General features: G+C 56.0%; 21 protein-coding genes. 12 read left to right on the forward strand and 9 right to left on the reverse strand.

Going from position 1 to position 24,338, the window contains the following annotated elements; all coding sequences use genetic code 11:
• Positions 1-173 precede the first annotated feature (173 nt).
• Together IE099_RS02140 and IE099_RS02145 are read right to left on the reverse strand one after the other, a co-directional pair.
• Positions 174-665, reverse strand: a complete 492-nt coding sequence (locus IE099_RS02140) for a TlpA family protein disulfide reductase (RefSeq protein ID WP_189566903.1) — start codon at positions 663-665, stop codon at positions 174-176.
• A 36-nt stretch (positions 666-701) separates the two neighbouring features.
• Positions 702-908: a hypothetical protein gene (locus IE099_RS02145; protein ID WP_189566904.1), complete on the reverse strand. Its 207-nt coding sequence runs from the start codon at positions 906-908 to the stop codon at positions 702-704.
• Between the two features lie 212 nt (positions 909-1,120).
• Between IE099_RS02145 and IE099_RS02150 the strand changes: the two genes are divergently transcribed.
• The 8 genes from IE099_RS02150 (at position 1,121) to IE099_RS02185 (ending at position 11,781) form a co-directional block, all read left to right on the forward strand.
• Positions 1,121-2,500, forward strand: coding sequence for a sulfatase (locus IE099_RS02150; protein ID WP_189566905.1), 1,380 nt, complete (start codon positions 1,121-1,123; stop codon positions 2,498-2,500).
• Between the two features lie 24 nt (positions 2,501-2,524).
• Positions 2,525-3,976: a sulfatase family protein gene (locus tag IE099_RS02155; protein WP_189566906.1), complete on the forward strand. Its 1,452-nt coding sequence runs from the start codon at positions 2,525-2,527 to the stop codon at positions 3,974-3,976.
• A gap of 382 nt (positions 3,977-4,358) precedes the next feature.
• Positions 4,359-5,036, forward strand: a complete 678-nt coding sequence (locus IE099_RS02160; protein WP_229809349.1) for a ferredoxin reductase domain-containing protein — start codon at positions 4,359-4,361, stop codon at positions 5,034-5,036.
• A gap of 6 nt (positions 5,037-5,042) precedes the next feature.
• Positions 5,043-5,393, forward strand: a complete 351-nt coding sequence (locus IE099_RS02165) for a hypothetical protein (RefSeq protein WP_189566909.1) — start codon at positions 5,043-5,045, stop codon at positions 5,391-5,393.
• A 2-nt stretch (positions 5,394-5,395) separates the two neighbouring features.
• Positions 5,396-5,617, forward strand: a complete 222-nt coding sequence (locus tag IE099_RS02170) for a hypervirulence associated TUDOR domain-containing protein (protein WP_189566911.1) — start codon at positions 5,396-5,398, stop codon at positions 5,615-5,617.
• A gap of 409 nt (positions 5,618-6,026) precedes the next feature.
• Complete coding sequence (locus IE099_RS02175; RefSeq protein WP_189566913.1) at positions 6,027-6,338, forward strand: protease inhibitor I42 family protein; 312 nt, start codon at positions 6,027-6,029, stop codon at positions 6,336-6,338.
• Positions 6,339-6,464: 126 nt separating this feature from the next.
• Positions 6,465-9,659, forward strand: coding sequence for a carbamoyl-phosphate synthase large subunit (gene carB / locus IE099_RS02180; protein WP_189566915.1), 3,195 nt, complete (start codon positions 6,465-6,467; stop codon positions 9,657-9,659).
• Positions 9,660-10,566: 907 nt separating this feature from the next.
• Entirely contained in the window at positions 10,567-11,781 is a 1,215-nt protein-coding gene (locus tag IE099_RS02185) for a hypothetical protein (protein WP_189566917.1), read from the forward strand.
• 215 nt (positions 11,782-11,996) lie between these two features.
• On the opposite strand, the gene IE099_RS02190 is transcribed toward IE099_RS02185, so the two are convergent.
• Positions 11,997-12,764 carry a helix-turn-helix transcriptional regulator gene (locus tag IE099_RS02190; RefSeq protein WP_189566919.1) on the reverse strand — a complete coding sequence of 256 codons (768 nt, stop codon included), beginning with the start codon at positions 12,762-12,764 and terminating at the stop codon, positions 11,997-11,999.
• Positions 12,765-12,948: 184 nt separating this feature from the next.
• Here IE099_RS02190 and IE099_RS02195 point away from each other — a divergent pair, with 184 nt between their 5' ends.
• Positions 12,949-13,836, forward strand: a complete 888-nt coding sequence (locus IE099_RS02195) for a class I SAM-dependent methyltransferase (RefSeq protein ID WP_189566921.1) — start codon at positions 12,949-12,951, stop codon at positions 13,834-13,836.
• A 61-nt stretch (positions 13,837-13,897) separates the two neighbouring features.
• Here IE099_RS02195 and mdoH read toward each other — a convergent pair whose 3' ends face one another.
• From mdoH to IE099_RS02215, 4 genes are all read right to left on the reverse strand, one after another.
• The gene (gene mdoH, locus IE099_RS02200; RefSeq protein ID WP_189566923.1) at positions 13,898-15,856 is read right to left on the reverse strand and encodes a glucans biosynthesis glucosyltransferase MdoH; all 1,959 of its coding nucleotides are present in this window, start codon (positions 15,854-15,856) and stop codon (positions 13,898-13,900) included.
• A gap of 4 nt (positions 15,857-15,860) precedes the next feature.
• Positions 15,861-16,199, reverse strand: coding sequence for a hypothetical protein (locus IE099_RS02205; RefSeq protein WP_189566925.1), 339 nt, complete (start codon positions 16,197-16,199; stop codon positions 15,861-15,863).
• Between the two features lie 8 nt (positions 16,200-16,207).
• A complete protein-coding gene (locus IE099_RS02210) occupies positions 16,208-17,776 on the reverse strand; it encodes an OpgD/OpgG family glucan biosynthesis protein (protein WP_189566927.1) in 1,569 nt (522 codons plus the stop codon).
• Positions 17,777-17,869: 93 nt separating this feature from the next.
• A complete protein-coding gene (locus IE099_RS02215; RefSeq protein ID WP_189566929.1) occupies positions 17,870-18,505 on the reverse strand; it encodes an HD domain-containing protein in 636 nt (211 codons plus the stop codon).
• Between the two features lie 196 nt (positions 18,506-18,701).
• Between IE099_RS02215 and IE099_RS02220 the strand changes: the two genes are divergently transcribed.
• Positions 18,702-20,126 (forward strand): SLC13 family permease, encoded by a 1,425-nt coding sequence (locus IE099_RS02220; protein ID WP_189566931.1) that lies wholly within the window; start codon positions 18,702-18,704, stop codon positions 20,124-20,126.
• A 6-nt stretch (positions 20,127-20,132) separates the two neighbouring features.
• Here the strand turns inward: IE099_RS02220 and IE099_RS02225 are convergent, their stop codons facing one another.
• On the reverse strand, positions 20,133-20,741 hold the full coding sequence (locus IE099_RS02225) for an HAD family hydrolase (RefSeq protein WP_189566933.1): 609 nt from the start codon (positions 20,739-20,741) through the stop codon (positions 20,133-20,135).
• On the reverse strand, positions 20,734-21,846 hold the full coding sequence (locus IE099_RS02230) for an MGDG synthase family glycosyltransferase (RefSeq protein ID WP_189566935.1): 1,113 nt from the start codon (positions 21,844-21,846) through the stop codon (positions 20,734-20,736). The genes IE099_RS02225 and IE099_RS02230 overlap by 8 nt, the downstream gene beginning before the upstream one ends.
• 117 nt (positions 21,847-21,963) lie before the next feature.
• On the opposite strand from IE099_RS02230, the gene IE099_RS02235 reads away from it, so the two are divergent.
• Together IE099_RS02235 and IE099_RS02240 are read left to right on the forward strand one after the other, a co-directional pair.
• Positions 21,964-22,992, forward strand: coding sequence for a hypothetical protein (locus IE099_RS02235; RefSeq protein ID WP_189566937.1), 1,029 nt, complete (start codon positions 21,964-21,966; stop codon positions 22,990-22,992).
• The gene (locus IE099_RS02240) at positions 22,982-23,425 is read left to right on the forward strand and encodes a hypothetical protein (RefSeq protein ID WP_189566938.1); all 444 of its coding nucleotides are present in this window, start codon (positions 22,982-22,984) and stop codon (positions 23,423-23,425) included. Before IE099_RS02235 ends, IE099_RS02240 begins: the two co-directional genes overlap by 11 nt.
• Positions 23,426-24,338 lie beyond the last annotated feature (913 nt).

Consider the following 24,338-nt stretch of genomic DNA (forward strand, 5'->3'; position numbering starts at 1 on the left):
GAAAGACTTCAACAGTCTGAATCTCCATTCGCTTCGAAAACTGGAATTGGGACAGGAAAACGAAAAAAAGAACAATTCACCCCTCACCCTCCCCTCACTTGGCCGCCCAAAAAAAGAAAACCCCTGAGCCGCGACAGCTCAGAGGTTTTGAAAAATGAGATATGGGGTAGCGACTACTCGTCGGCAGGGTTTTCGGCAGCTTCCTTGAGAAGCGCCTGATCATCCTCGGAGAGTTGGGCGATCGGGTAGGAGACAATGCGACCGTTCTTCATCTTGAAGTTCACATTCTCACCCTCGACGTCCATTGCGGTCGCCACAATCGACTTTCCTTCGCTATTCGTCCAAGTCCGCTGATTGATCAGAGGCCCGGTCGTCTCGATGAGAGAGCTTTTCTTCTCATCGACATCCTTCACCTCGCGGAGAGCCTTCTTCACTGTCCGCTCAAAGTCGTCATTCCCCGGGTGCCCGCTGAATACGAGCTGCCCGGTGGCATCGAAGACGAAGGCGTGGGGAATTCCACGGGTTGAAACCGGGCCACTGGTTCCACGGCTAATGGTGTATTCCACCTTGTATTCATCAGTGACCTTTTTGATATCTTCCTCCGAGCTATTCTGGCGCTCAGGAGCGATGATGCGGAGTCCCTTCTTGCGGTTACGTTTGTCCATCTCGACCAGATGGGGCATTGCTGCAATGCAAGGTCCTCACCGGACTCCCCAGTTTTCGATCACCACCACTTTACCTTCAAGGTCTTCGTGGGTGTAGGTGTCTCCCTGTAGAACAGTGCCGAGCTTCCACTCGCTGAGCTTGTGGTCCGGGACCTCATCGTCCGCGGCGTGCAAAAAGCTACCCAAACCGAAGGCTAAAGCCATCAAACCGAGAGCAGCAGAAGGTATTATTCGTGCTTTCATACGTGCACAATCCTACCCATCCATCCCAATAACGCAAGACGAGAGAATGTAGGCCTCCAAGCGCTAGCCAGCCCGCTAAACAACCGGCTGCCCTGTCGTTGACAACCGGGATGCCAGATTACCGACGAACATGGGAGGCACCATGAATTTGCCGTTTCGGTTTTGAGCTTTTCAGCGCTCAAGAGATTGACTAAGACCTCAAGCCCCTCCCTATGAATCGTATCTTATCGCTTTTCAGCCTGCTTTTCTCACTCTCTCTGACAGCAGCCGAGCCCCCACGACCGAACATACTCTTTCTCGCCATTGACGATTTACGACCCGAGCTCGGTTGTTATGGAGACACCGTGGTGAAGTCACCTCACCTCGATCAATTGGCCCAAGAAGGAATTCTCTTCGAGCGAGCCTATTGCCAAGTGGCGGTGTGCGGAGCCTCGCGAGCCAGCATGATGACCGGAATCCTGCCCACTGCGACCCGCTACGTCGACTACCTGACCACCATCGATGCCGACACTCCCGGTGCAATCACTTTGGCGCAGCACTTTCAGGATCATGGCTATACCACCTTGGCCAATGGCAAGATTCTGCACACTGCCAGCGATGCCTCCCAGCGCAGTTGGAGCCGCCCCGTGCAGTATCCCAAGATCTCTCATCAAACCCACCTCGATCCAGCATCCATCAACAGTGGAGATCAAAAAGGGAAAAAGCGGTTCTTCGAAAGCCCCGAGGTCGAGGACACCGCCTACACCGACGGCCTCACCGCCGAAAACACCATCGCCGATTTGCGACGCCTGAAGAAGGAAGGCGGCCCCTTTTTTCTAGGCTGCGGATTCATCCGTCCCCACCTCCCCTTCTATGCCCCCAAAAAGTATTGGGACCTTTATGATGAGAAGACCTTGCCTCTCGCCCCCAATCGCTACCGGCCGAAAGACTACCCGAGAGAATTGAACAGTTCCCGCGAGTTCAAGACCTACGACCTTGCAGGTTTCGATCCCAGCTCCGAGGCCTTTCACCGCAAGATGCGGCACGGCTACTTCGCCTCCACCAGCTATGTCGACACCCTGGTGGGTAAAGTCCTGGCAGAGCTCAAGGACCTGGGTCTGGACCAGAACACAATCGTCGTGGTTTGGGGTGACCATGGTTGGCATCTGGGCGAGCACACCTTCTGGGGGAAACACAATACGCTCCACAACGCCACTCGTGTGCCGCTAATCGTGCGTGTGCCGGGCAAGCCCGCCGGACTTCGCACCCAGGCTCTCGTTCAGAGCGTGGACCTATTCCCCACCCTCTGCGCGCTCGCAGGACTAGACACGCCTCCTTCTGTTCAAGGCCAGAGCTTTGCCAAATTGCTAGACAACCCCGCAGCGAGCCACCACACCGCAGTCTACAATCGGTTCAAGAAGGCCGATGCCCTCATCACCAATCGCTATAGCTATTCCCAATTCGAGAGCGGAGCTGAAATGCTCTTCGATCTCCGGGAAGATCCTCAGGAAAACTCGAATCTCGCAAGCGATGAAAAGCTCCATCCAACCTTGCTGACCCTGCGCCAACAGCTCGACGCCTCGATTGAGAAAGCAGAATCCGCGACTTGGTAGGTTCGAACTCCCACCCATCAAACCATGAAACTCATCTTCTCCCTCATCCTCTCCTGGCTTCTAACAACCGTCTTCGCGGGCGCAGACGATCTTGAGGATTTCTCCTCTCTGAAAGACTCCCGCCCCAACGTGATCTTTTTCCTTGGTGACGATCAGAGCCGATTCAATCACAGCACCTATGGCCACCCCTCCATTCCCACACCGGTGACCGAAGCCTTCGCCAAGGAGTCCCTTGTTTTCGAAAACGCTTTCACCGGACAGGCCATCTGCGCCCCGAGCCGCACCATGCTCTACACCGGACTTTATCCCATTCGCAACGGGTGCTTCATGAACCACACCCAGGTGCGACCGGGCATCGAGACCTTGCCGACGCTACTTGGCAAGCTGGGTTACTCCGTGATTCTGGCGGGCAAGTCCCACGTCAGTCCGGACCGGAGTTTCCCTTGGTCCCAGCGCTTCTCCCCCGTCCCCAAGCCCGGCGCCTCGCGCAAATGGATTCCACTCCAGGAAATTGACAAGTTTCTGACCAACCCGGGCGACAAACCTTTCTGCCTCATCGTAGCCAGCGAGTTTCCCCACGCCCCATTCATGGAAAAGACGAGCTTTTCACCCGAAGAAGTTGTGCTGCCTCCTTATGCCAAACAAAGCGAAGCAGCAAAAAAAGAGGCCACGCATTATTACGCCAACGTGGAGCAAAAAGAGCTCGAATTCTCCGCCTTGTTAGAGCTCCTCGACAAGCACAAGCAAAGCGAAGACTCCCTCGTCCTCTATGCCGACGATCACGGACTGGAACGGGGAAAGTTCACCAGCTACGACTCGGGACTGAAGGTTGCCTTCATGGCGCGTTGGCCGGGACGAATAACCCCCGGACGGACCAAAGCCCTCGTGAGCTTTGCCGACTTTGTCCCCACAGTCATCGAGCTGGCGGGCGGAACTCCCGAGGGATTCGATGGCAAGAGCCTGCTGCCAATCTTCTCTGGCCAGAACGCTCGCCATCACGACTATGTCTACGGAGTCACCGTCAATCAGGGCACGCTCGGGCGGCATGTGTTCCCCCAGCGGTCCATCCATGATGGCCGCTTTCACTACATTCACAACTTCAACACCTTGGAAAAACTGTCTCGCGACAAAGAAGCGGGGAAAGAGTTCAACTTTTTCCTGCAGAAAGGTGCGGCGCGATACCCCCGCCATCGCGAGGAAATGCTGTTCGACACCCAGACGGATCCTCACGAGCTCACCAACATTGCGAACAATCCGGAATACGTTAAAATCAAAGACGACCTGAAAGCCAAGCTCTTTCGCTGGATGAAGGAACAGAACGACTACCTGAGCGCAGACGGGCCCATTCCTTTTCTGGAGACCAAAGAGCGCTTCACCCTCGACAAATTCGACGAGCGAAACCCGATTCCACCGCAATATCGCGGCAGCCTGAAAGGGCAAAAAATCAATCCCCACTCCGCCACCCAAGCTCGGTGAGACAAGGGCCAGTCGAGTCCATTGTTCTATCGTGCAAGGTGACAGTCCCCCGGGACGAGACTTTGCAAAATGCTTTTTTCCAAACGGGATAGCACCACAAATTACCCAGAATCTCACCCTCCTGTTTCTGACTTCCCAAAGGCGAAAATCTTCGCGAGCAAAGGTTATTTTCGGACGCCGGAAACGTTCGAACTACCGCCTTCAACGTCGTCCGGCGACACGCTGAAACCCCAGCAATGAAAGGGGGTGAGGAGTCATCCCCTCTCCTCAACAAGCTCTCTTCGTCACCCGCTCAAATCTCAATCGCGCTTCACTTCGCCCAGGAGGGACGAGCACGTCCCAGGCCTCGCCTTGGCCCACGGTTTGCGAAATGGAAGTCACTATGAAGCATCAAGTGAACATTCTCGCCGTGACGGAAGACACCCACGAAACCCGCGTCCTGGTGACCGAAAAGCCGGACGGCTTCGACTTTTCCCCCGGACAAGCCACCAACGTCGCTCTGGCCAAGGAGAACTGGAAGGATGAGAGCCGGCCTTTCACCATGACCTCCCTTCCCACCGATCCGTGCCTGCAGTTCACCATCAAGACTTACCCCGAACGCGATGGCGTCACCGACGAGATGCGCGACATCCAGGCAGGCGACCAACTCCTGTTAGAGGACCCTTGGGGCGCGATTCAATACGAGGGCCCCGGTCTCTTCATTGCCGGAGGCGCAGGAGTCACCCCTTTCCTCGCCATTTTCCGCGACCTCCACCGCAAAGGCCAGCTCTTCGGCAACGTCCTCCTTTATTCCAATGAAAAATCCGAAGATGCCATCGCGGCAGGCGAACTGAAGACCATGCTCGGCAAGGACTGCCACTTCTTTGTCACGGATGAAGAGCATCCCCAATACGACAGCCGGCGCATCGACCGCGAGCGCTTGGCGCAACATCTCGAGCAGTTCTCGAGTCCCAAGGTCTACCTCTGCGGCCCGCCCAGCATGATGGAAGCGATCACCGAAACTCTCAAAGACCTCGGAATCGAAGACGATAACCTCATCACCGAAGACCTCAACTCCTAGTCCGCCATGTCCACTCCCAAGAAATACCAAGATATCGACTTTTCTCCGCCTCAGGAGGTCGCCGACCTCGCCGCCAAGGGGCTCGAATTGCGCCGCGAATTCGAACGCGGTGGCACCGAGGTGGGCGTCGCCCGCGCCCGCGACTTGAAAAATCAAAAGAACCTCTCCCCCGACACCATCACCCGCATGAACTCCTATTTCTCCCGTCATCAAAGCGACAAGGAGGCCGAGAACTTCGGCAATGCCGAGAACCCTTCCGCAGGCTACATCGCCTGGTTGCTGTGGGGTGGTGATCCGGGCCGCGATTGGGCCGAACGAATCGCGGACGAAATGGAAAAGGCCGACAACGAATCCTAGTTATGGAAAAGAGCTACCAAACCAATACCGAAGTCGAATGGGACTGGGGCAACGGAACCGCCACCGGCAAGGTCCGCCGCGTCTTTCGCGAAGAAGTCACCCGCACCCTCGATGGTTCGGAAGTCACCCGCCAGGGCAGCGACGATGATCCCGCCTATCTCCTCGAGCAAGACGATGGCTCCGAAGTGCTCAAACTTCATTCTGAGTTGCGTAAAGCCAGCTAGGATCCCGCCCTTGCTGGCCCCCCTCCAGGGCGATCAAGCTAGGGAGAGATCCCGAAGATTTGGACCAAGATAGATTGGATGAATAGGATTTAGAAATTCAAATTGGTCGCTTTTGGTTGTGTTTTTAGATGCCATTTTGTCCAAGGGGTTGCTGCGAAAGCTTTTCCATCAAAAAATCCAATCTATCCTTTCCATCTTGGTCCAAGAATTGGTTAAACAAAGCGACTTTCTCCCTAGCTTGATCGCCCTGGCCCCCCTCAGGACATATTCGTCTTTTCCTCGAATCCGTATGATCGAATAATTCCCTGTCCCGGCCACTTGCGGACGCTAAAGTTCCGCAACTCACATCCCTGTGCTCTCGCCCTATCCTTTCAGAAAGAGCCAAAACGATGGGAGCTTCCCTGCCGACATGCTTGAGATCGATCCTTCCCAGACCAACACCCTAGTCCTTGGCCAAGAAGCCAAGCTTTCCCTCAAGGAACACGGGTCGGTGGGCATCCGTTCCGCCGCCACCTCCGCGGACGAATCCGTCCTCAGCGTGGTTCGTTCCCGCTTTGAGTATCGCAAACCCGCCCCACGAAATCCCGGCGGAGACGCCGGAACCCGAAGCTACCTTGTCACCGCGAAAAAGGTGGGAGCGACCACCATCGTAACGCAGCGCATTTTCCGGGGGAGCTTGGAAAAAGAGCATTTCATCCACGTTGTCGTGGTCAACCCCTAGCCCCGAGCTCACCCCTCCGGCTCGTCCCGTCAGGTTTCTTTCCCATAAAAATCCCAAAATTGCGGACTACGCTTGACCGTTTCCCCCTCAGTTGGCAGTACAACGAAGATTTAGCCAACGCCCTACATGCCCAAAGACACCTCGATTAAAAAAATCCTCGTTATTGGTTCCGGACCCATCGTCATCGGACAAGGTTGTGAATTCGACTACTCCGGCACCCAAGCATGTAAAGCCTTGCGCGAAGAAGGCTACGAGGTCGTTCTGGTGAACTCCAATCCGGCCACCATCATGACCGATCCGGAGACCGCAGATCGCATCTACATCGAGCCCATTACGCCGGAATACATCGAGAAAATCATCATCGCGGAGCAGCCCGATGCCCTTCTCCCCACTCTCGGCGGCCAGACCGCGCTCAACGCCTCCATGGACCTTTTCAAAAGCGGAGTGCTCGATAAGCACAACGTCCGCATGATTGGCGCCAACGCCGATGCCATCGACAAGGGCGAAGACCGCCTGCGCTTCAAGGAAGCCATGCTCAAGATCGGCCTCGACCTCCCGCACTCCGGCGTGGCCCACACCATGGAGGAGTCCCGCAAAATCGCGGAGGAAATCGGCACTATGCCCCTCATCATTCGCCCCGCCTTCACCCTCGGCGGCAGCGGCGGCGGCATTGCTTATAACAAGGAAGAGTTTGAGACCATCTGCGCCCGCGGCCTCGACCTTTCCCCCGTGGACGAAATCCTCATCGAGGAAAGCCTCCTCGGCTGGAAGGAATACGAGATGGAGGTCATGCGCGACAAGGCCGACAACTGCGTCGTCATTTGTTCCATCGAGAACCTCGACCCCATGGGCGTGCACACCGGCGACTCCATCACGGTGGCTCCCGCGCAAACCCTCTCCGACCGCGAGTATCAAATCATGCGCGACCAGTCCTTCGCCTGCATTCGCGAAATCGGCGTCGAGACCGGAGGCTCCAACATCCAGTTCTCCGTCAACCCCGCCAACGGCCGCATCATCGTCATCGAGATGAACCCGCGCGTCTCCCGCTCCTCCGCCCTGGCGTCGAAAGCCACCGGTTTCCCCATCGCAAAGATCGCGGCCAAGCTCGCCGTCGGTTACACCATGGACGAGCTCCCCAATGACATCACGCGCGAGACTCCCGCCAGCTTCGAGCCCACCATCGACTACGTGGTCACCAAGCTCCCCCGCTTCACTTTCGAAAAGTTCCCCACCGCGGACTCCGTTCTCACCACCCAGATGAAGGCCGTCGGCGAGGCCATGGCCATCGGACGCACCTTCAAGGAGTCGATGCAAAAAGCCCTCCGCTCGCTCGAGACCGGCCGCTTCGGCTTCGGCTTCGACGGCAAAGACCCCCAGGACGTCGACCGCGAAACCATCGAGCGCAAGCTCCACGTCCCCAATGCCGAGCGCATCTTCTGGCTCTCCGTTGCTTTCCAGAATGGCTGGTCCATTGAAGAAGTCTTCGAGGCCACCCAAATCGACCGCTGGTTCCTTTACCACCTAAACGAAATCGCCAACGAAGGCGCCGGCTTGGCCAATCTCGACCTTCTGCGTGCGAAAAAGCTCGGCTTCTCCGACAAGCAGATCGCCCACGCCCGTGGCGAAACCGAACTGGAAGTTCGCAACAAGCGCAAAGGCGTCGGCATCATCCCCGGCTACCGTCTCGTCGACACTTGCGCGGCCGAGTTCGAAGCAGCCACTCCTTACTACTACTCCAGCTACGGCGATGAAAACGAAGCCCGCCAAACCGATACCAAGAAAATCGTCATCCTCGGCGGTGGACCCAACCGCATCGGTCAGGGCATCGAGTTCGATTACTGCTGCGTGCACGCCTCTTTCGCGCTGAAAGAGCTCGGCTACGAGACCGTGATGGTCAACTCCAACCCCGAGACCGTCTCCACCGACTACGACACCAGCGACAAGCTTTACTTCGAGCCCCTCACCTTCGAGGACGTGCTCAATATCTGCGAGCAGGAAAAGCCCGACGGCGTCATCGTCCAGTTCGGTGGCCAGACCCCACTCAACCTCGCGGCCCAGCTCGAGGACGCCGGCGTCCCCATCGTGGGCACCTCGCCCAAGTCCATCGAGCTCGCGGAAGACCGCAAGTTCTTCTCCGCGCTGTTAGACAAACTCGGCCTCAAGCAAGCCGAAGCCGGCACCGCTGTCAGCGAGGACGAAGCGGTCACCATCGCCGACCGCATCGGCTACCCCGTCATTGTCCGCCCATCCTTCGTTCTCGGGGGCCGCGCCATGATGATTGTCTACACCGACGACGAGCTCCGCCGCTACATGAACGAAGCCGTCGACGCCTCCCCCGAACGCCCCGTGCTCGTGGACCGCTTCCTCGAAGGCGCCACCGAGATCGACGTCGACTGCATCAGCGATGGCGAAACCACCGTCATCGGCGCCGTCATGCAGCACATCGAGCCCGCCGGCATTCACTCCGGCGACTCCGCCTGCGCCATCCCCGCCTTTTCCATCAGCGAAAAGATGGGAACCGCCATTCGCAAGGCCGCGAAGGAACTCGCCATCGAGCTCAAGGTCCGCGGCCTCATGAACATCCAGTTCGCCATCAAGGATGAAGAGCTCTACGTCATCGAGGTCAACCCGCGCGCCAGCCGCACCGTCCCCTTTGTCTCCAAAGCCATCGGAGTCCCCCTCGCCAAGCTCGCCGCCAAGATCATGGTAGGCGAAAAGCTCGCCGACATGGGATTCACCGAGGAAGTCATCCCCTCCCACTTCGCAGTCAAAGAAGCCGTCTTCCCTTGGGCGCGCTTCCCTGGCATCGACACCGTTCTGGGACCGGAGATGAAATCCACTGGCGAAGTCATGGGTATCAGCGAAGACTTCGGCATGGCTTATGCCAAAGCGCAAATCAGCGCCTTCAACACCCTGCCCACCGGCGGCAACGTCTTCATCTCCGTCAACGACCGCGATAAGGAAACCGCCGTCCCGATTGCCAAAGACCTGGTCGAACTCGGCTTCACCGTCTACTCAACTGGCGGCACCTACCGTTTCTTCAAAGAAAACGAAGTGCCTGTCGAACGGGTTTACAAGCTCGCCGAGCAAAAGCGCCCCAACGTGATGGACATGATGAAGAACCACGAGATCAGCTTCATCATCAACACCCCCAGCGGCCACGAAGCACGCGCCGACGAAGTCAAAATCCGCAGTGGAGCCGTCGCCAACAAAATCAGCTACTGCACCGACCTCTCCAGCGCCCACGCCTCCGTGCAAGCCATTCGCAGCCTCCAAAGCCGCGAAGGCAACGTCAAAGCCATCCAAGACTACCACGCATAATCTGGCTCGTGGGGTGGACGTCTCGTCCACCCTCTTGCCTTGGCCAAACGCAAACGCTCAGCAGGAGGACGGGACGTTCACCCTACGGACTGATTCGTCCTCTCGACGAGATCGCCATGAAGCATGGTAGTCTCCCTACCGAAATCTTTAGCTACGTGGACAGGGGTGATGTCCTGATTGTCAAATAACCTCAAGCCCAAGACTATCATTTGCTCGGGGACGATCTCAGAACAGCTACTGACAACCTTCACGCCATTTTTCCCGGTTGCACCAATTTCGGTCAGTGCTATGGGAATTTCTTCTCGTCAGAAGACCCTTGGCTCGGGGCCCATCTCCGCAAAGGAAACTTCATGCGCGATTCCGAATCGAGCCTCGTCGTCATTGATGCCCTGACTGGCGAAATCCCTCCCTCTTTCCAGAGGCACCTTCCTTCGCTCGCTGAACGCTGCAAAATTGACCAATAATTCCGCGAGACCGAAATACAACCAAGCCGAGACCTTTTTGACCGGGTGAGGAGTGCAAACCAAACTGAATTCTAAGTGCTGCTCCAAGAAGTTCGAACAGACGGCTTCTGAACCGCAAACAATTGTTTATCATCAAGGACATAGGAAAGACAAAGAACCACACCATACACCGCTCTTTCCTCCACAAACCTATATTCCTCCATTCGACAGAATGATTCTAAGTTGCAAACTTAATCTTACTTCCTAGCATGAGCAGTTAAGTTGAAATAGCTGTTATGAAAAGTATTATTGGCATCGCTTTAGTATTGGCATTTATCTTTGTAATAATTGCTCGAGATAAACTCATCTCCTCTCAACCAAAAGAGTCAGAGACTAACCACCCGAGCAAGAGTCGACTGCTAGAGAATCAGCCGCAAAGTCCAAAGGCACCGAACGACTCCGGCATGCAACTGGGCTATCAGGCATCCCTCCAAGCTCCCGCCTTCCTTGCTACTGAACAGGAGGAGCGGGCTGATGGAAGAATCAAGGACGTCTCCGCCCAACAAGACGCCATTCTCGCCGCGCAGGAAAGATGGGGCGAGGGGCCCGAATTGAGAGACGCAATCATCAACTTGTTTCGTGACTGTGACGTTCCTCTGCTAGAATTGATGTCTTTCCTGGAGAGCTCGACCGACCAAACGGTTATCGGTCATGCTTTCACTGGAATCACCCTTCGCTTCAACGATCCCTCGTTGCAGAGCCTTGCGGACGCCGGCGACATATCCTCCTTGATTCATGCAAGTTATCACGGAAAGAACTTTGGTGACGTGCTCAACATCTATATCAATTCGGCTGAGAAGGAAGAAGAACGACTATCTCGCTTGCAGGAGGCTTTCACCGTACTCGAGCAAGCCGACTTCAATTCAAACCCGCGCCTAGTCCCTCCACTCTTGAGAAACCTCGCTCGTAATTTTTCAGCAAAAGAAACCCCAGAACTATTGGATCAGCTGATTCAAGGAAAGTTCAAGCTGCTTGAAAATGCAGAGTTTCAACAAACCGTTTTAGAAGCACTCAGCAACGGGTCGGCGGTGACCGCTCTCGATCACTTGGCTGGCTATTCCGAGATAGCCGACGAGGCCAAATGGTCTCTCGCCCATGGAGCCTTGGAATTTTCCCAAGCCAGCCTGAAAAATTACGTGGAGGATCATCCCGGAGATTTGGTCGCCAAGGCTGTTTATGCCAAGAAGTTGCTTCAACAGGGTTTTCCGGAAACCCTCCGCCATTTGCTGCATGAAGAGGGCTTTGAAGAAAGTTCCGCCTACGGAAGACGCTTGGGAGGCCAACTTTGGTCTCATGATGCCCGTATCGTGGGAGCGGAGGCGCGAAAAAATCCGGAGAAAGTCGTGAGGGACTTCGCAAGAGGAACTTCGCAGTTCGAAACCTGCCACCTCGTCACCGCTGTCAACGAATGGATGAAGGCTGACGGAGAAGCGGCAGCCCAATGGGTCGAAAACGAAGGGATCAATTTGCCGCCGGAGGACCGTCAATTCGTAGCCATCAGCTATGCCCGGGAAGCGGCCAAACAGGGAGAATTCGACCTCGCCCACCAGTGGGCCGATCTCATTCTGGATGAAGAACGCAAATCCAGAGTGATGCGCGAGATCGCCAGCAAGCAATAAGAGCAAGAAAGCCGACCCCACCGGGCAAAAAAAGGAGGCGACTGAAATGCGTCGCCTCCTTTTCCCACAGATAAAGAAGAAGATGACGAGAAGCTCCCAACAAGCGAACTCTTCCCAAGAAACCCCTCCCTAACATAAGCATTCTGCGCAATTCTTTCAAATCGGTCTATTCCCCAAATTGGGGGAGTCATTGAGAAAGAAGCGCCTCTGAGACTCTAACCCGCATCGGCATGGAGAAAGCGGCGCATGAGTTCCACATGAGACGAGACTCCAAAATGGCGGTAAACCCCTTTCGCATATCCGGAAACCGTATTCTCCGAAATGCTCATTTGGTGAGCGATTTCCTTTCGGCTCATCCCGTCTAATAGCAGGTTGAGAACGATTCTCTCCCGGGGATAGAGCTTGGGAACCTGGGCTCCCCGGTCTTCCGGCCAACCGGAAAGGTGCAACCAGGGCACTTCACTGAGGATGATGTGGGCCACTTGCTTTTCCAATTCGGAAAATGGCTCGGCATCGAGACCACGGTAGAGCCCAATCATACTCACGGAGTTTTCCTCCAGAGGATGAGCACTGAGCATTAGGGGCCCGATGTTGGCCTCCTCCCAGAGCGCACCGACCGGGCTCCGGGCCACCTTTCCATCCACATCGATCTCATGACGCCGCATCGTGGTGTGAGCTCCGGTTTCTTGAATTCTCTCACCGAAACGGGAGGCAATGAGGGCCATGTCCGGGTGTTCAACCGCCTTCAACAAGCGAACAAACCGCTCCTCATCGAATCCACCATGAAGGAACCCCACGAAGACTTGTGGCTTCTTTGCTTCCACCTGAGCCCCAAGCGCCCACACCCAGCATTCAGCACCGATGAGGTCACAGAGCCCTTCCATCAAAAATCTCTTCTTCTCCGCATGACTCTTGCCAGTCGCAGCAGTCTCCCCCAACAGACGAACCACCTTGCGAAAAGTATGGTCAGGGATGCGCATCATATCGATTCAAAGGAAACACCTTCTGCAAAACTCACGCTTTCTACAAACAAAAGTTTGCCATCGTCCCACTCGCTCTTCGAATAGCGGTTCCGGGCCCAACCGAATTCAGAAGGTTTGCCTATTCCTCACACATACTCCTGGGGTTCTTTCCTCACAGGGAAAAAGCTGCCATCTTCCCCGCCCCATGCACGACTGTATTCCTTCGCTCCAAGCCCTCGGCTCCGAGAGCCATCGCCTGCTCCATGGACGAGGCGGAATGTTCGAGGGTCTGGAGCATGTCGCTATTGACTGGTTCGCTCCTGTATTGCTTGTCACCTTTTACGCGGCCAAAGATGAGAACCGCAGCCTGATTGCAGAACTGGTAAAACGTGCCCGATCCAACAGCGAAGTTTCTGCCGTCGTCGTCCAAGAAAGACATCTCCCAAAAGCCCCCAAGAAAACGGTCTACGGAGAATTGCCCGATCAAGCCTATGCTTCGGAAGCTGGTCTTCGATACCATCTCGCTCTCGAGCGGAACCAGAATCATGGCTTTTTCCTAGACATGAAACCCGGACGCGACTGGCTCAGGTCCGAGGCGCAGGGAAGGCGGGTCCTCAATCTTTTTGCCTACACCTGCTCGTTATCAGTGGCTGCTCTAGCCGGAGGAGCGGAGGCCGTTGTTAACCTGGACATGGCGGGTGGAGCCCTCTCGACAGGGCGAAAGAATCATCAACTCAACTTCGCACAAGAGACCTGTCAGCGGGCGAGCTATCTCCCGCACGACCTCTTCAAATCCTGGGGCCGGCTGGTTCGGGGCGCGCCTTATGACCTCATTGTAATTGACCCTCCGTCGAACCAGGGAAAGAGCTTTTACGCAGAGAAAGACTATCCAAAGATTCTGCGCCGCCTTCCCGAATTGCTCTCCAGTCAATCACAGGTTCTGGCGTGCCTGAATGCCCCACACTTGGGCGAGTCTTTTCTAACAGACCTCTTTGCAAACTATCGAAATCACGGACGTCTTCCTTCAGCTGCAGGTTTTGATGATCACACGCCTGATGCCGCGCTGAAATGTATTGTCTTTAGCCCGTCGTAATCCTTCCCGCTCGCTGGCGAGACTTCGAGTTCATTCCGGCGAGCCGAAAAGTCGACTTCCCTCAAGCGGCGGCAGGGAAGTCCCCCCTCCGCCGCCACACTTTGGGTAGTTCTCTCTTGGGCGTTTGCCAGATAGCGAGGTGAATTTCTTCCAGGCAATCCCTACTCTGCAAGAGATAAGTTTTCTCCTCCTCGGAAAGAACCGAGGGGCCATTTCGATAAACTTTTTCAATCAGCTTTGCATCTCTTTCTTGCCGACCCGTAGGTGGCGTTCCCGCAAGGTGGGCGATGTGCAGCGGAGGCTCGATGAGCATGCGACGGATCCAGTAGGAATCATCCAATGGTGAACTCTTGGCGGGCCTCAAGGCCGAAGCTACCTCAGGAGGCGGGCTGAGCTCCTCCGGCGTAGCCAACAGCCGCGTTTGGGAAGGACGACTGGTGCAAACCGAGAGAAAAGGACTGAATACCAGAGGCAAAGTGACCGGAAGGGTGAATAGAAACCCCGTCCACCCGGAGGTAAAAACGGCGAGAAGCTGTAGACCCAGTCCCACGAAAAGATGAGCGCGATGAACGGTCCAAGCCTCCTCCCAAGAAGTGCCCTCGGCATCTCGATTCTGAGCGTCCCAGCGCACTTTGCAACCTAACAAGGCGGCAATAACAAATTGGGTATGAAAAACCATGTTGATGGGAGCTAGCAAGATCGATGAAAACGTTTCCAAAATCCCCCCTGCGAAAACACGCGAGCGGCCGCCATACTTTGCGACCTCCTCCCTGTCCAAGGCGAGGTCAACGAAACAGAGGAGTTTGGGCACCAACAGCAATGCAACCGTGTATAGCAGAAGCAACAAAGCCACACCATCACCCCCCGGGGGTCCCTCACCACGGTTCCCGAGCACCAGCAGACTCAAAACGATCAAGACCAGCCACAAGGGCGAAGAGAGATATCCTAGAATCCCATTGGCGAGATGAATCCGAGTTCGCTGGCGGAGGCCCTTGGACAACAAGAAAGTGGAGTGCTGCAAATTGCCTTCACACCAGCGCCGATCCCGCCGAGCGGCTTCGATCAAACTCTGGGGGCCCTCCTCGTAGCTTCCAGCCAAGTCCTCAGCCAAACGCACTTCCCACCCCTTGGCCCGTAGCAATCCGGCTTCAACGAAATCATGGGATAGAATTTCGCCCCCCAGCCCCCCGGGCCCGGGCAATAGCGGAAGCCCGCAGCATTCTTTGAAGGCTTTCATCCGAATGATGGCATTGTGTCCCCAGAAATTGCCTCCTTCGCCCTGCCAGTAAGAGAGTCCAGAGAGAAAGAGCCCGCCATAAACCCGATTGGAAAACTGCTGCAGCCGCCCGTAGAAGCTGCTCGCGCCAACCAGTCTGGGAACGGTTTGAAGAAGGCCCAAACGAGGATTAGCATTCATGCGACGCCTCAACTCAACCAAGGTTTCCCCCGTCATCACGCTATCGGCATCTAGCACCACCATGAAGTCGTAGCGGTCCCCATACTCATTGCAAAAGTCCGCGACATTCCCCGCCTTGCGCCCCGTGTTGTGATTGCGATGACGGTAGAATATACGGGTATCAAGACCACTGCGCTGCAACCATCTCAACCACGCTTCCTTTTCCTCCACCCACTTCCGAACCTTGGTCGAATCACTTAGGATGAAAAGATCGAAGTATGTTCCGTCAGCTTCTTCCAAGACAGAATTGAAAGTGGCCTCCAGCCCCTGCATGACCCGCTCAACCGGTTCATTGTAAACAGGCATCACAATTGCCACTCGCCCCTCGCCGTCATGCTCACCTTCAGAATCCGGCTTCCTAACAGCAGGCCTCCGCCGGGAAAAGAAGCCAAAAGCAGCGTGACAAAACCCGAAGCACAAATAGCCAAAAAGCAAGGCAAAGGAGGCAAAGAGAAGCAGGTCCCCCCACTGCCATCCGTCAGCCAGAATCACTCTAGTAAAGAGCGCCCATCCCAGCAAAGCCAAGCCCAATACGCTTGCGAGAAAGAGAACGACAGGCTTCATCGGATCAGCGGGCACGAACTGCACTCAAGACCCACAATTTGGCGCCGGTGAAAAGATTTTCAGCGGAGCGCCTCCGCCTGGACACCCGCAACTTCGCCATACGACTCCTCTGCCGCTCCCAGACAAAGCGAAAGGGTGCCGGCTTCATGCAAGAACTTCCCGAAGCCGCTGGCACCGGATAACGCGCTGCTTTACAGTTGGCAACCAGGAGGTCATGGAGGCTGGCAAGAACATCCTTACCGCTTCGCATGGCGGAGGCAATGAGTTCATCGCGCTCCTGCCGACAGTTGATCCCTGCTGCCCGCAGGTAGCAGTGATAGCGTTTCAAAGTTTCATTTTTCATGGGTAGTTTTACGGTTGGTTGGGGGTCCATTGGTAGGTCCAGGTTTCTGTTAGAGTTCTTTCTTCAGGGAGAATTTTCAGAAAGCATCGGAGCTCGACTGGCGAGTTCAGGTTGTCGTCCGTGTCCAACTTGAAGGCGACCCGCCAGCCTCCGGTCAGGGTGTTTTTGAAACAACGGTTCTCAGTGATATATCCGTTGGAGCTGGAATCGATAACCGCAAAGACCTGACTACTGGCATCAAGCGCTTCCAGCGTGGGCCCATCGAAATCAATGATGAACCGACGGGTGTCCGGATAGCTGGAGTCAACCCCGACCCGGGTGGCCGAGACATGGTTGCGGGACAGGTTGGACTCGAAGTGCATCTTGGAATGCAGAATGTAGGACAGTCGCATCGGCTCCTCGGGACCCACTTTGGGTGCTTCGGATGGTTCGAAGAAAGACACGATATTATCATAGGTCTCAAATTGGGTCGGCAGCTCCACCAAGCGAACCGCCCCCCCGGGCCACCCTTTCCCAGTCTCCACCCAGTAGCTGGGCGTCTTGTGATACGGATTATCCAGGTCCTGGTAGTGAAAGAAGTTGCGATCGCGCTGCATCAACCCGAAACCCCGTGCCGCTCCGGTCTGAAAGGCGGTGTAGCGAATGGCACTGCCGTTAACCAACGGTCGCCAGATGATTTCACCGGATTCAGATTCCACCAACAATCCATCCGAGTCATGAATTTCCGGCCGCCAATCGGTGAAATGTCGTTCCCTGGAGTTTTCCCCATAAAAGAACATCGAAGTCAAAGGAGCGATCCCAAGAGAGTCGACCTCTTCTCTAAAATAAAGGGTGGCATTGACGTCGGTCTGGGTGTTCACCCCCGGAACAATGCGAAGCGAGAATGCCCCCGTGACACTCGGGCTGTCCAACAAAGCATAGACCTGCAAATGCCGGTCGGTTGGCTGAGGCCTAACGAGCCAATACTCCACAAAGTCCGGGAACTCTTCTGGAGCTTTCGGATTGGCCACATTGAGAGCCAGCGCTCGCGCGGAAATTCCGTAGCGTTGATCCTGTCCTAACAGCCGAAAGTAACTCGCGCCCGCAAACGAACCAATCTCATCCCACTGCTCAGGCCCCCCGTTCAAAGGATGCTGAATGCGGAAACCGGCAAATCCGGTGAGGCTCGACCAGTCCACTTCCTCATCCAACACCAGGGCCGAGTAGTCAAAATACTTTCGCTGGAAAGGGAGCGGCCTCACCTCTCCGTCCTCCGACACCTCATTCAATTCAACCGGGCGTTGGAAGAGGTAGCCCGAATGAATGGGCTCGATGCGGAAGGGCAGTCCTTCATTTTGCCAGATGCGCTGCTCGGGACGATTGCGAATTGCGCGGTGCTGGTCGTAGTTCAGACCGGCCAATGCCGCCGGCAGTTGCTCACTGCCTGAAGGCGATTCGTAGGGCTTCGAGGCCAGATTCTTCGCAAGCGCCTCAACATCAGTTAGAGAAAATTTCCGCGCCGCAGGGTCGGCTACTGACGTCCCAACAAATGGCAGGGTGAGTGCGAAAGCAAGGAGACTAGACGAAAACAAATGCACGACCAGCTCTTCGCAAAAGCCATGCCAAAAAGAGCAAACTTTCTGAAAGAACCATCAACGCCAGACGTAGCGAGGCGTCCTTTCAGACTCACTTCAAATAACTTCTTTCCGCAATTGAGCGAGAAAACTTCGGAGGACATCGCTGCGTTCCCGGGCCAAGTCTCGTCCCGCAGCTGTCTGCATGGTGTTCTCCAATTTCAGTAATTTTCGGTAGAAATGATCAATGGTGTAACGAGCGTCGTCGGGCTCACGATTCTCGCAAAACGGATCAACGGGACTCATCAAAGCTGTTCCCATGTGGCCGCCCAACATGAGACAGCGACTCAGCCCCACGGCCCCAAGCGCATCGATTCGATCCGCATCTTGCAAGACCCGGGCTTCCAAAGTCCGGGGCGTAATATTGGCAGAGAAACTATGCGCTGCGATCGCATGATGAAGAGCGTCCCATTCGGCGAGAGGATAACCCCTGTCCCGCAGGAAGCTTACCGCTTGGTCGGCGGATAGACGGGACGCCTCCTTGCGCAGGGGCGAGTCCTTGGCCACGAAAACACAGTCGTGAAGCCAAGCGGCGGGAAAAACCACCGACCAATCCGCTCCCTCGACCTGGGTCAGCTGACGTGCATTCCTAACAACCCGCTCGACGTGCCCCAGCTCGTGCGCGGGGTCGCTCTCCTGCGCCTCGGTGAGGAAATTGCGAAAGACCTCACTCCACTCCTCTTCGCTCTTCATCGGAACGCGAGCCTATCGCCTTTCATCCCGTGAAGAAAGCCCGCGCTTCGCCTGACCACCGAGGACCCGACTGGCGCAGGAATTGCTCTCCCCCACGCCTCGCTTGCAGGCCCGCTCGCATTGCATTGACTCTCCCCGAACTTTTGGGAAAAGCCTTCCAAGCGACTGTTTCGCAACTTCTCATCCCCGCCCGACTATGCCCCTCCCTTTCGAAGATACAGACTCGGCCACCAGCCCCCAACACCCTTGGGCTCGCCCGGTTCTGGTTACTGGCCTGATTCCCATATGCTTCGGTCTCATCTGGCTACTGGGCCTCACTCCGCTATTGGATGCGTTCTCCACACCCGGCCGCACGATGCTGGCGCTCATTCTGTTAGGGCTTGTGCTCTGGGCTACGGAATTGATTCCAGCCTATGCGACCGGATTGCTCCTGGTGTTACTCCAGATGATTTTCCTCGGCAACTTGGGCAGTCCCGAGGCCGAGGAATGGAAGAGATATTTCCACCCTCTGGGCTCCCCCCTCGTCTGGATGTTTCTCGGGGCTTTCGCCATTGGCCGGGCAGCGGAAAAGACCGGACTTGCCGCGCACTTTGCACAAATTTCGCTGCGACCCCTCGCTCATAGGCGCAAGGGCTTGCTCCTCGCCTCACTCGGCATTGCCTTCGTCATGAGCATGTTGCTTTCCAATACCGCTACTGCCGCCATCATGCTCACTCTCTTAGCGCCCTTGATTTCCTCAAAGGAGATTCCCATTGAGCTCAAACGCGGCCTGCTTTTGGGCGTCTCATCCGGTTCCGGAATTGGCGGGATGGGCACGCTCATTGGCTCCCCTTCCAACTTGATCGCCGCACAAGCTTTGACAGGCGACGAGCGCATCAACTTTGCCAAATGGCTGGGGCTGGGCCTTCCTCCCGCCCTTTTCATCGCAGTTTTCGTCGGGCTGTATCTCTGGTTCGCTTATTTCCGAAAAGCAACACGCGAGTCCCTCCTGGCCATCGACCACGCCTTCGACGAACCAGCTTCCACCGGGCCGGACAGCAAGGGACAGCGCTTGGTCGTGGGTCTGATCTTTCTCGGCACCATCGTGATGTGGTCCACGGAAGCCCTGCATCATTGGGCCCCCGCTCCAGTCTCGCTTCTTGCTCTCGTACTCCTGCTCGCCACTGGCATTCTCTCGACTACAGAGTTGAGGAGTCTTCCTTGGGAGACCCTTTTGCTCATTGCTTCGGGTCTGGCGCTTGGGACCGGGATGTCCGCCAGCGGGCTGACCACCGAGCTGGCCAATCTGGTTCCCGAAGGCGCTTCCCCACTCACCATCATCATTCTCGTCACCGCTCTGGCAGTAGTTTTGTCCAACATGATCAGCAATACCGCCACTGCGGCCATCCTCGTGCCATTGGCGATTGGGCTCGCGGTCGCCGGGGGTGGACAAGCTGCGGCAGCATGTGTTCCAGTCGGCCTGGCTTGCTCCTGCGCGCTTCTGCTGCCGGTCTCCACGCCCCCCAACGCCATCGTCTTCTCGACCGGTCTCTTGCAGACCAAACACTTCCTTGTCTTGGGAGGACTGGTGGGAATTCTCGGGCCCATCGTGATCATCGCCTGGAACCAGCTCCTCTTCTAGAAAAGCCTAGTCCAGGGTCTCCACGAGCCAGCGGGTCATGGCCTCATGGCTATCACCCTTGTAACGCCACGCCTTCAATCCCAATTGAAGCCCAGTGGAAATATTTTCCGGCAGGTCGTCAAAGTAGAGGGTGTCCTCAGGCACGAGCTGATACTTTTCAAACGCGTGATGATAGATGGCTGGGTCCGGCTTGTTGCAGCCCGCCTCATGCGAAAAGACCCGCCCATCGAACAAGTCGAATACCTCGGCAAATTCCGCCAAAAAGTAATCGGCGTGCATCTGGTTGGTATTGCTGAAAAGAATGAGCTGAAACCCACGCGCCTTGAGATCGCGGAGAGTATCCCACATGGGGAGGTTGGGGGTGAAAATATCATTCCAAGCTGCGATGAATTCCTCCGGCGTCCCCGTGAACTGCAGTTTTTTACTAGCCCACGTTACGAAATCACTATCGGTGAAGTCTCCCCGCTCGAACTCATCTTTCTTCTCCAACAGAGAAGCAATTCGTCCGGCTGGGTCCGCCAATTCGGGTGGAATCAGTCGACTGAGCGAAGTTTCGAAATCGATATGAAGGATCACATTCCCGATATCAACGAGGGCCGCTTGCTTTTTACTCATCTTTCTCTGCTATTTTTTCTAACACGAACTGTGCCGTTATGGTCGCGGAGTGTGGCCGCGACCATTTGGCGAGATTGCGTTTCCAACGTTTCCACTCGCGACAGTCTTTGGCAAGGAGGTCTTGGAGCTTGCCTTTGAGCTGAACTGGAGTATCGGCGAGATCTCCCCCTCCGATCGAGCGTAAAAGCTCCAGATTCCCCTCCTCCTGCCCCGGTACGAGATGGTGAATCAACATTGGAGTGGAGGCCGCTATACTTTCATGCACCGTCGCTCCGCCCGCTTTCCCAATCGCGAGGTGGTGGGAACACAGGTGGGTCGGGATATTCTTCGACCAGCCCAGGATGCGAACCCGCCCGGGAAATTGCTGCTTGAGCTGGCGCGCGGGACCATAGAGGCGACGCACATTCCGCCCTAGGATCAAGGTCAACTGAGTGCCCTCGCATTCCAGAATCGGACGCCCCACCCCTAGAATCTGGGGCTTGCGGGCGGTGGCAAAGTAAAGAACACGGAAAGGATCGGTGGACGAGGTGCTGGTCAACGGCTCGAGAGCACGGAAGACCGGAGCCACTGGAAAGCCGGTCTCAACGATCTTTCGCTCAGGGAGACCACGGCTAATCATTGTTCGCCGGGTGAAACCGTCGGTAACCAGCCAATAATCGGTCGGCGCCTGCAACCAGGCGTTATTGATCTCAATGGAATCGGTCACAACGGTGAAGACCTTTCCACTCCATTTCCCCCGCTGGCGAAGACGCTCAATGAAATAGGGATACAGGGGATAGGTCGAGACAATGGCATCGGGCTGGAAGTCCGCCACCCGCTCCTCGAGCGCGCCCTCCGGCTTGCGCATGATGTTAAAAGTCTCCTTGGTAAAGTCCCGCCGCTCGGTCGCGCGATAGACCCAATCCCATAACATCGGAGAATAGGTCGTCATCATCCGGTAGCCCTGACGGAGCACTTCATTGAACTCGGGGGCCCCCTCCGCACACGGGTCATGGACGAGAACCTCGGCCCGCCCTTCCAGAGCAGTCGCCAAGCCTCTCGCAGCACTGTTATGACCCTCGCCGTATCCAGCGGTCACGATTAGTATTCGGGGAAGTCTTCCCATCGGTAGAAAGACGGTTCTATCGGGGCGGAGGGTTGCCTTACACGAGTTTTTCAGACATTATTCAAACCTGTGGAAGGGGATCGTCAAAAGAGCAGGAAAAAACCAGAGCTCAAAATCGTGGAGGAAGAGACTGTTCATCGGCTGGAAACCGAGGATCAACAGGGAAATGCACCCCGCAAGAAGAGCACTTTGCGCCGCTCCAAGGAAGAAGTCGCAATGCTTCGCGACCTTGCGGGAGACAATCTCCCGGTCGCCGCCCCCGCCGCAGAAGAGGTGATTGTGGAACCCGGCACCCCCGCCGCCCCCATCCGAATCCCGCCCGCCCTCTTCGTTCTTGCTGGAGCCGGATTCGTTCTGCTGCTGGGCCTGGGGATCTTCCTCTCCCTGGGAGGGCGCAACCGTGACCGCTTGGAAAGGCAGCAAATCGCCGCGAGGGAAAGCCTGCGAACAACCGAGCAAGAGCTCGAAGAGGCCCGCGCAATTGTAGATTCACTCACTACCGCCCTCGAAAAATACACCACGGCCACCACCATCGAGGAAAAACTGGAAGTTGCCCGCCACCCTGAGCGGGTCGCACCCTTCATGCGCGACTTCTACTCCAAGCATAAGATGGAACCTCTTTCTGGAGTGACTCTCACCAGCCAATACACCCTCCCCATCGAATCCCGCTCCTTTGTGGTCCTGACTGGCTCCTTTCCCGATGGAAACAGCCGCGTCTATCTCGCGGAGGTGGACAATGAGCGCAAGGTGACTATCGATTGGGAATCCGACGTCTGCTATCAACCCGTCGACCTTACGGAATTCATCGAGCGCAAAGAAACGAAGCCCACCGATCTGAGGGTTTTCGCGAATCCTGATAACTTCTATGTTTATGAGTTTTCCGACTCCGAGAAATATCAATGCATCAAATTAACCTTTCGTGATAGCGACGAGTTTCTGTTCGGATACATCGAGCGCGATAACCCGGACCACAACCGCCTTTTCAAACAATTTCAAGCTTCACGCAGCACGGGCAGTATCCGCCCCGAGCCCCTACTTGTCAGCGTTCGCTTCTTGGAAGGAGGAAGATCCGAGCGAGGAGTGCTGATTGAAGAATACATAGCACCGCGCTGGGCTTATGTTGATGAATTCGAGGATGAAGAATAATAGCAAGCCCCCTACCCCCAATCTCAAACCTGGCGGAACCGAAGGTGGAGATACCCTCTTCCTCGCCGGAGGAGGCCTCACTCTTTGTGGAGTCGGACTCTATTTATTACTGGATTCCGTCCGCGTTGTTACGGGAGACTACGGAGCTCTCTCCGGACTCATGAACCGCCGCGGAGGAATGGGCAACACCACTTCCATGGGTATCATCTTCGTACCCTTTCTCATCGGAGCGACCGTCCTCTTTTACGATGCGGCCAAGAAGTGGGCGTGGTGGCTGGCCACCGCTGGACTCGGCATTATTGTAATTGAGATTTTTAGTCGCATTCGGTTTGTTCTGAACATGAAGACAACCCATCTCTTGCTCATCTTTCTCATGATCGCAGCAGGCGCCGGCCTACTCGCCAAGGCCTACCGAACAAGCAAGAGCAGCTAAACGCTACGATTGTTGCAGCAAGATTGGATCCTTTTGCTAAAAGGCGCGCAAGAATTCAGGAATGCGCGAACGGTTCTCTCGCGGACGAAGGGCCTTCGCCCAAGGAGCCATCTCGCAAGTGGGGTGGACGTCTCGTCCACCCATCAAACCGAACAACAAGTGGACGAGACGTCCACTCCACCGGCACTTTAGCGAGCTGATATCAAGAACGCTCGCTTGGCACTTTTTGGACGACCTCCAAGGACCTTCCTTCACTATTCGCAGATGTCTTATCAAAGCCTCCCTACCGGCGGGAGTCGCCCAGCGAGTTCGACGAAGTCTGACTACTCGAACAGCTCTCTCGCGGACGAGGGGCTTTCGCCCAAAGAGCCATCTCGCAAGTGGGGTGGACGTCTCGTCCACCCATCAAACCGAACAACAAGTGGACGAGACGTCCACTCCACCGGCACTTTAGCAAGCTGATAGGAACGCTCGCTTGGCACTTTTCGGACGGCCTCCAAGGACCTTTCTCCATTATTCGCAGATGTCTTATCAAAGCCTCCCTACCGGCGGGAGTCGCCCAGCGAGTTCGACGAAGTCTCATCACTCGAACGGTTCTCTCGCGGACGAAGGGCCTTCGCCCAAAGAGCCATCTCGCAAGTGGGGTGGACGTCTCGTCCACCCATCAAACCGAACGGCAAGTGGACGAGACGTCCACTCCACCGGCACTTCAGCGAGCTGATAAGAACGCTCGCTTGGCACTTTTTGGACGACCTCCAAGGACCTTTCTCCACTATTCGCAGATGTCTTATCAAAGCCTCGCTACCGGCGGGAGTCGCCCAGCGAGTTCAACGAGGTCTCATTTCTCGAACGGGACGGGGCAGTGGGGCGAGTGGGGGCACTCGCGGTCCGGCCCCGGGTCCTTCCGGAATGC

Source organism: Roseibacillus persicicus (genome assembly GCF_014651675.1).
In the GTDB taxonomy this organism is placed as follows: domain Bacteria; phylum Verrucomicrobiota; class Verrucomicrobiia; order Verrucomicrobiales; family Akkermansiaceae; genus Roseibacillus; species Roseibacillus persicicus.

Coding starts and splice junctions, on each gene's coding strand:
- IE099_RS02215 (WP_189566929.1), bottom strand. CDS start 18,505: ATGAAGAGCGAAGAGGAGTGGAGTGAGGTCTTTCGCAATTTCCTCACC.
- IE099_RS02165 (WP_189566909.1), top strand. CDS start 5,043: ATGTCCACTCCCAAGAAATACCAAGATATCGACTTTTCTCCGCCTCAG.
- IE099_RS02195 (WP_189566921.1), top strand. CDS start 12,949: ATGCACGACTGTATTCCTTCGCTCCAAGCCCTCGGCTCCGAGAGCCAT.
- IE099_RS02205 (WP_189566925.1), bottom strand. CDS start 16,199: ATGAAAAATGAAACTTTGAAACGCTATCACTGCTACCTGCGGGCAGCA.
- IE099_RS02160 (WP_229809349.1), top strand. CDS start 4,359: ATGAAGCATCAAGTGAACATTCTCGCCGTGACGGAAGACACCCACGAA.
- IE099_RS02145 (WP_189566904.1), bottom strand. CDS start 908: ATGAAAGCACGAATAATACCTTCTGCTGCTCTCGGTTTGATGGCTTTA.
- IE099_RS02220 (WP_189566931.1), top strand. CDS start 18,702: ATGCCCCTCCCTTTCGAAGATACAGACTCGGCCACCAGCCCCCAACAC.
- IE099_RS02240 (WP_189566938.1), top strand. CDS start 22,982: ATGAAGAATAATAGCAAGCCCCCTACCCCCAATCTCAAACCTGGCGGA.
- IE099_RS02150 (WP_189566905.1), top strand. CDS start 1,121: ATGAATCGTATCTTATCGCTTTTCAGCCTGCTTTTCTCACTCTCTCTG.
- IE099_RS02155 (WP_189566906.1), top strand. CDS start 2,525: ATGAAACTCATCTTCTCCCTCATCCTCTCCTGGCTTCTAACAACCGTC.
- carB (WP_189566915.1), top strand. CDS start 6,465: ATGCCCAAAGACACCTCGATTAAAAAAATCCTCGTTATTGGTTCCGGA.
- IE099_RS02175 (WP_189566913.1), top strand. CDS start 6,027: ATGCTTGAGATCGATCCTTCCCAGACCAACACCCTAGTCCTTGGCCAA.
- IE099_RS02170 (WP_189566911.1), top strand. CDS start 5,396: ATGGAAAAGAGCTACCAAACCAATACCGAAGTCGAATGGGACTGGGGC.
- IE099_RS02185 (WP_189566917.1), top strand. CDS start 10,567: ATGCAACTGGGCTATCAGGCATCCCTCCAAGCTCCCGCCTTCCTTGCT.
- IE099_RS02140 (WP_189566903.1), bottom strand. CDS start 665: ATGGACAAACGTAACCGCAAGAAGGGACTCCGCATCATCGCTCCTGAG.
- IE099_RS02230 (WP_189566935.1), bottom strand. CDS start 21,846: ATGGGAAGACTTCCCCGAATACTAATCGTGACCGCTGGATACGGCGAG.
- IE099_RS02190 (WP_189566919.1), bottom strand. CDS start 12,764: ATGATGCGCATCCCTGACCATACTTTTCGCAAGGTGGTTCGTCTGTTG.
- IE099_RS02225 (WP_189566933.1), bottom strand. CDS start 20,741: ATGAGTAAAAAGCAAGCGGCCCTCGTTGATATCGGGAATGTGATCCTT.
- mdoH (WP_189566923.1), bottom strand. CDS start 15,856: ATGAAGCCTGTCGTTCTCTTTCTCGCAAGCGTATTGGGCTTGGCTTTG.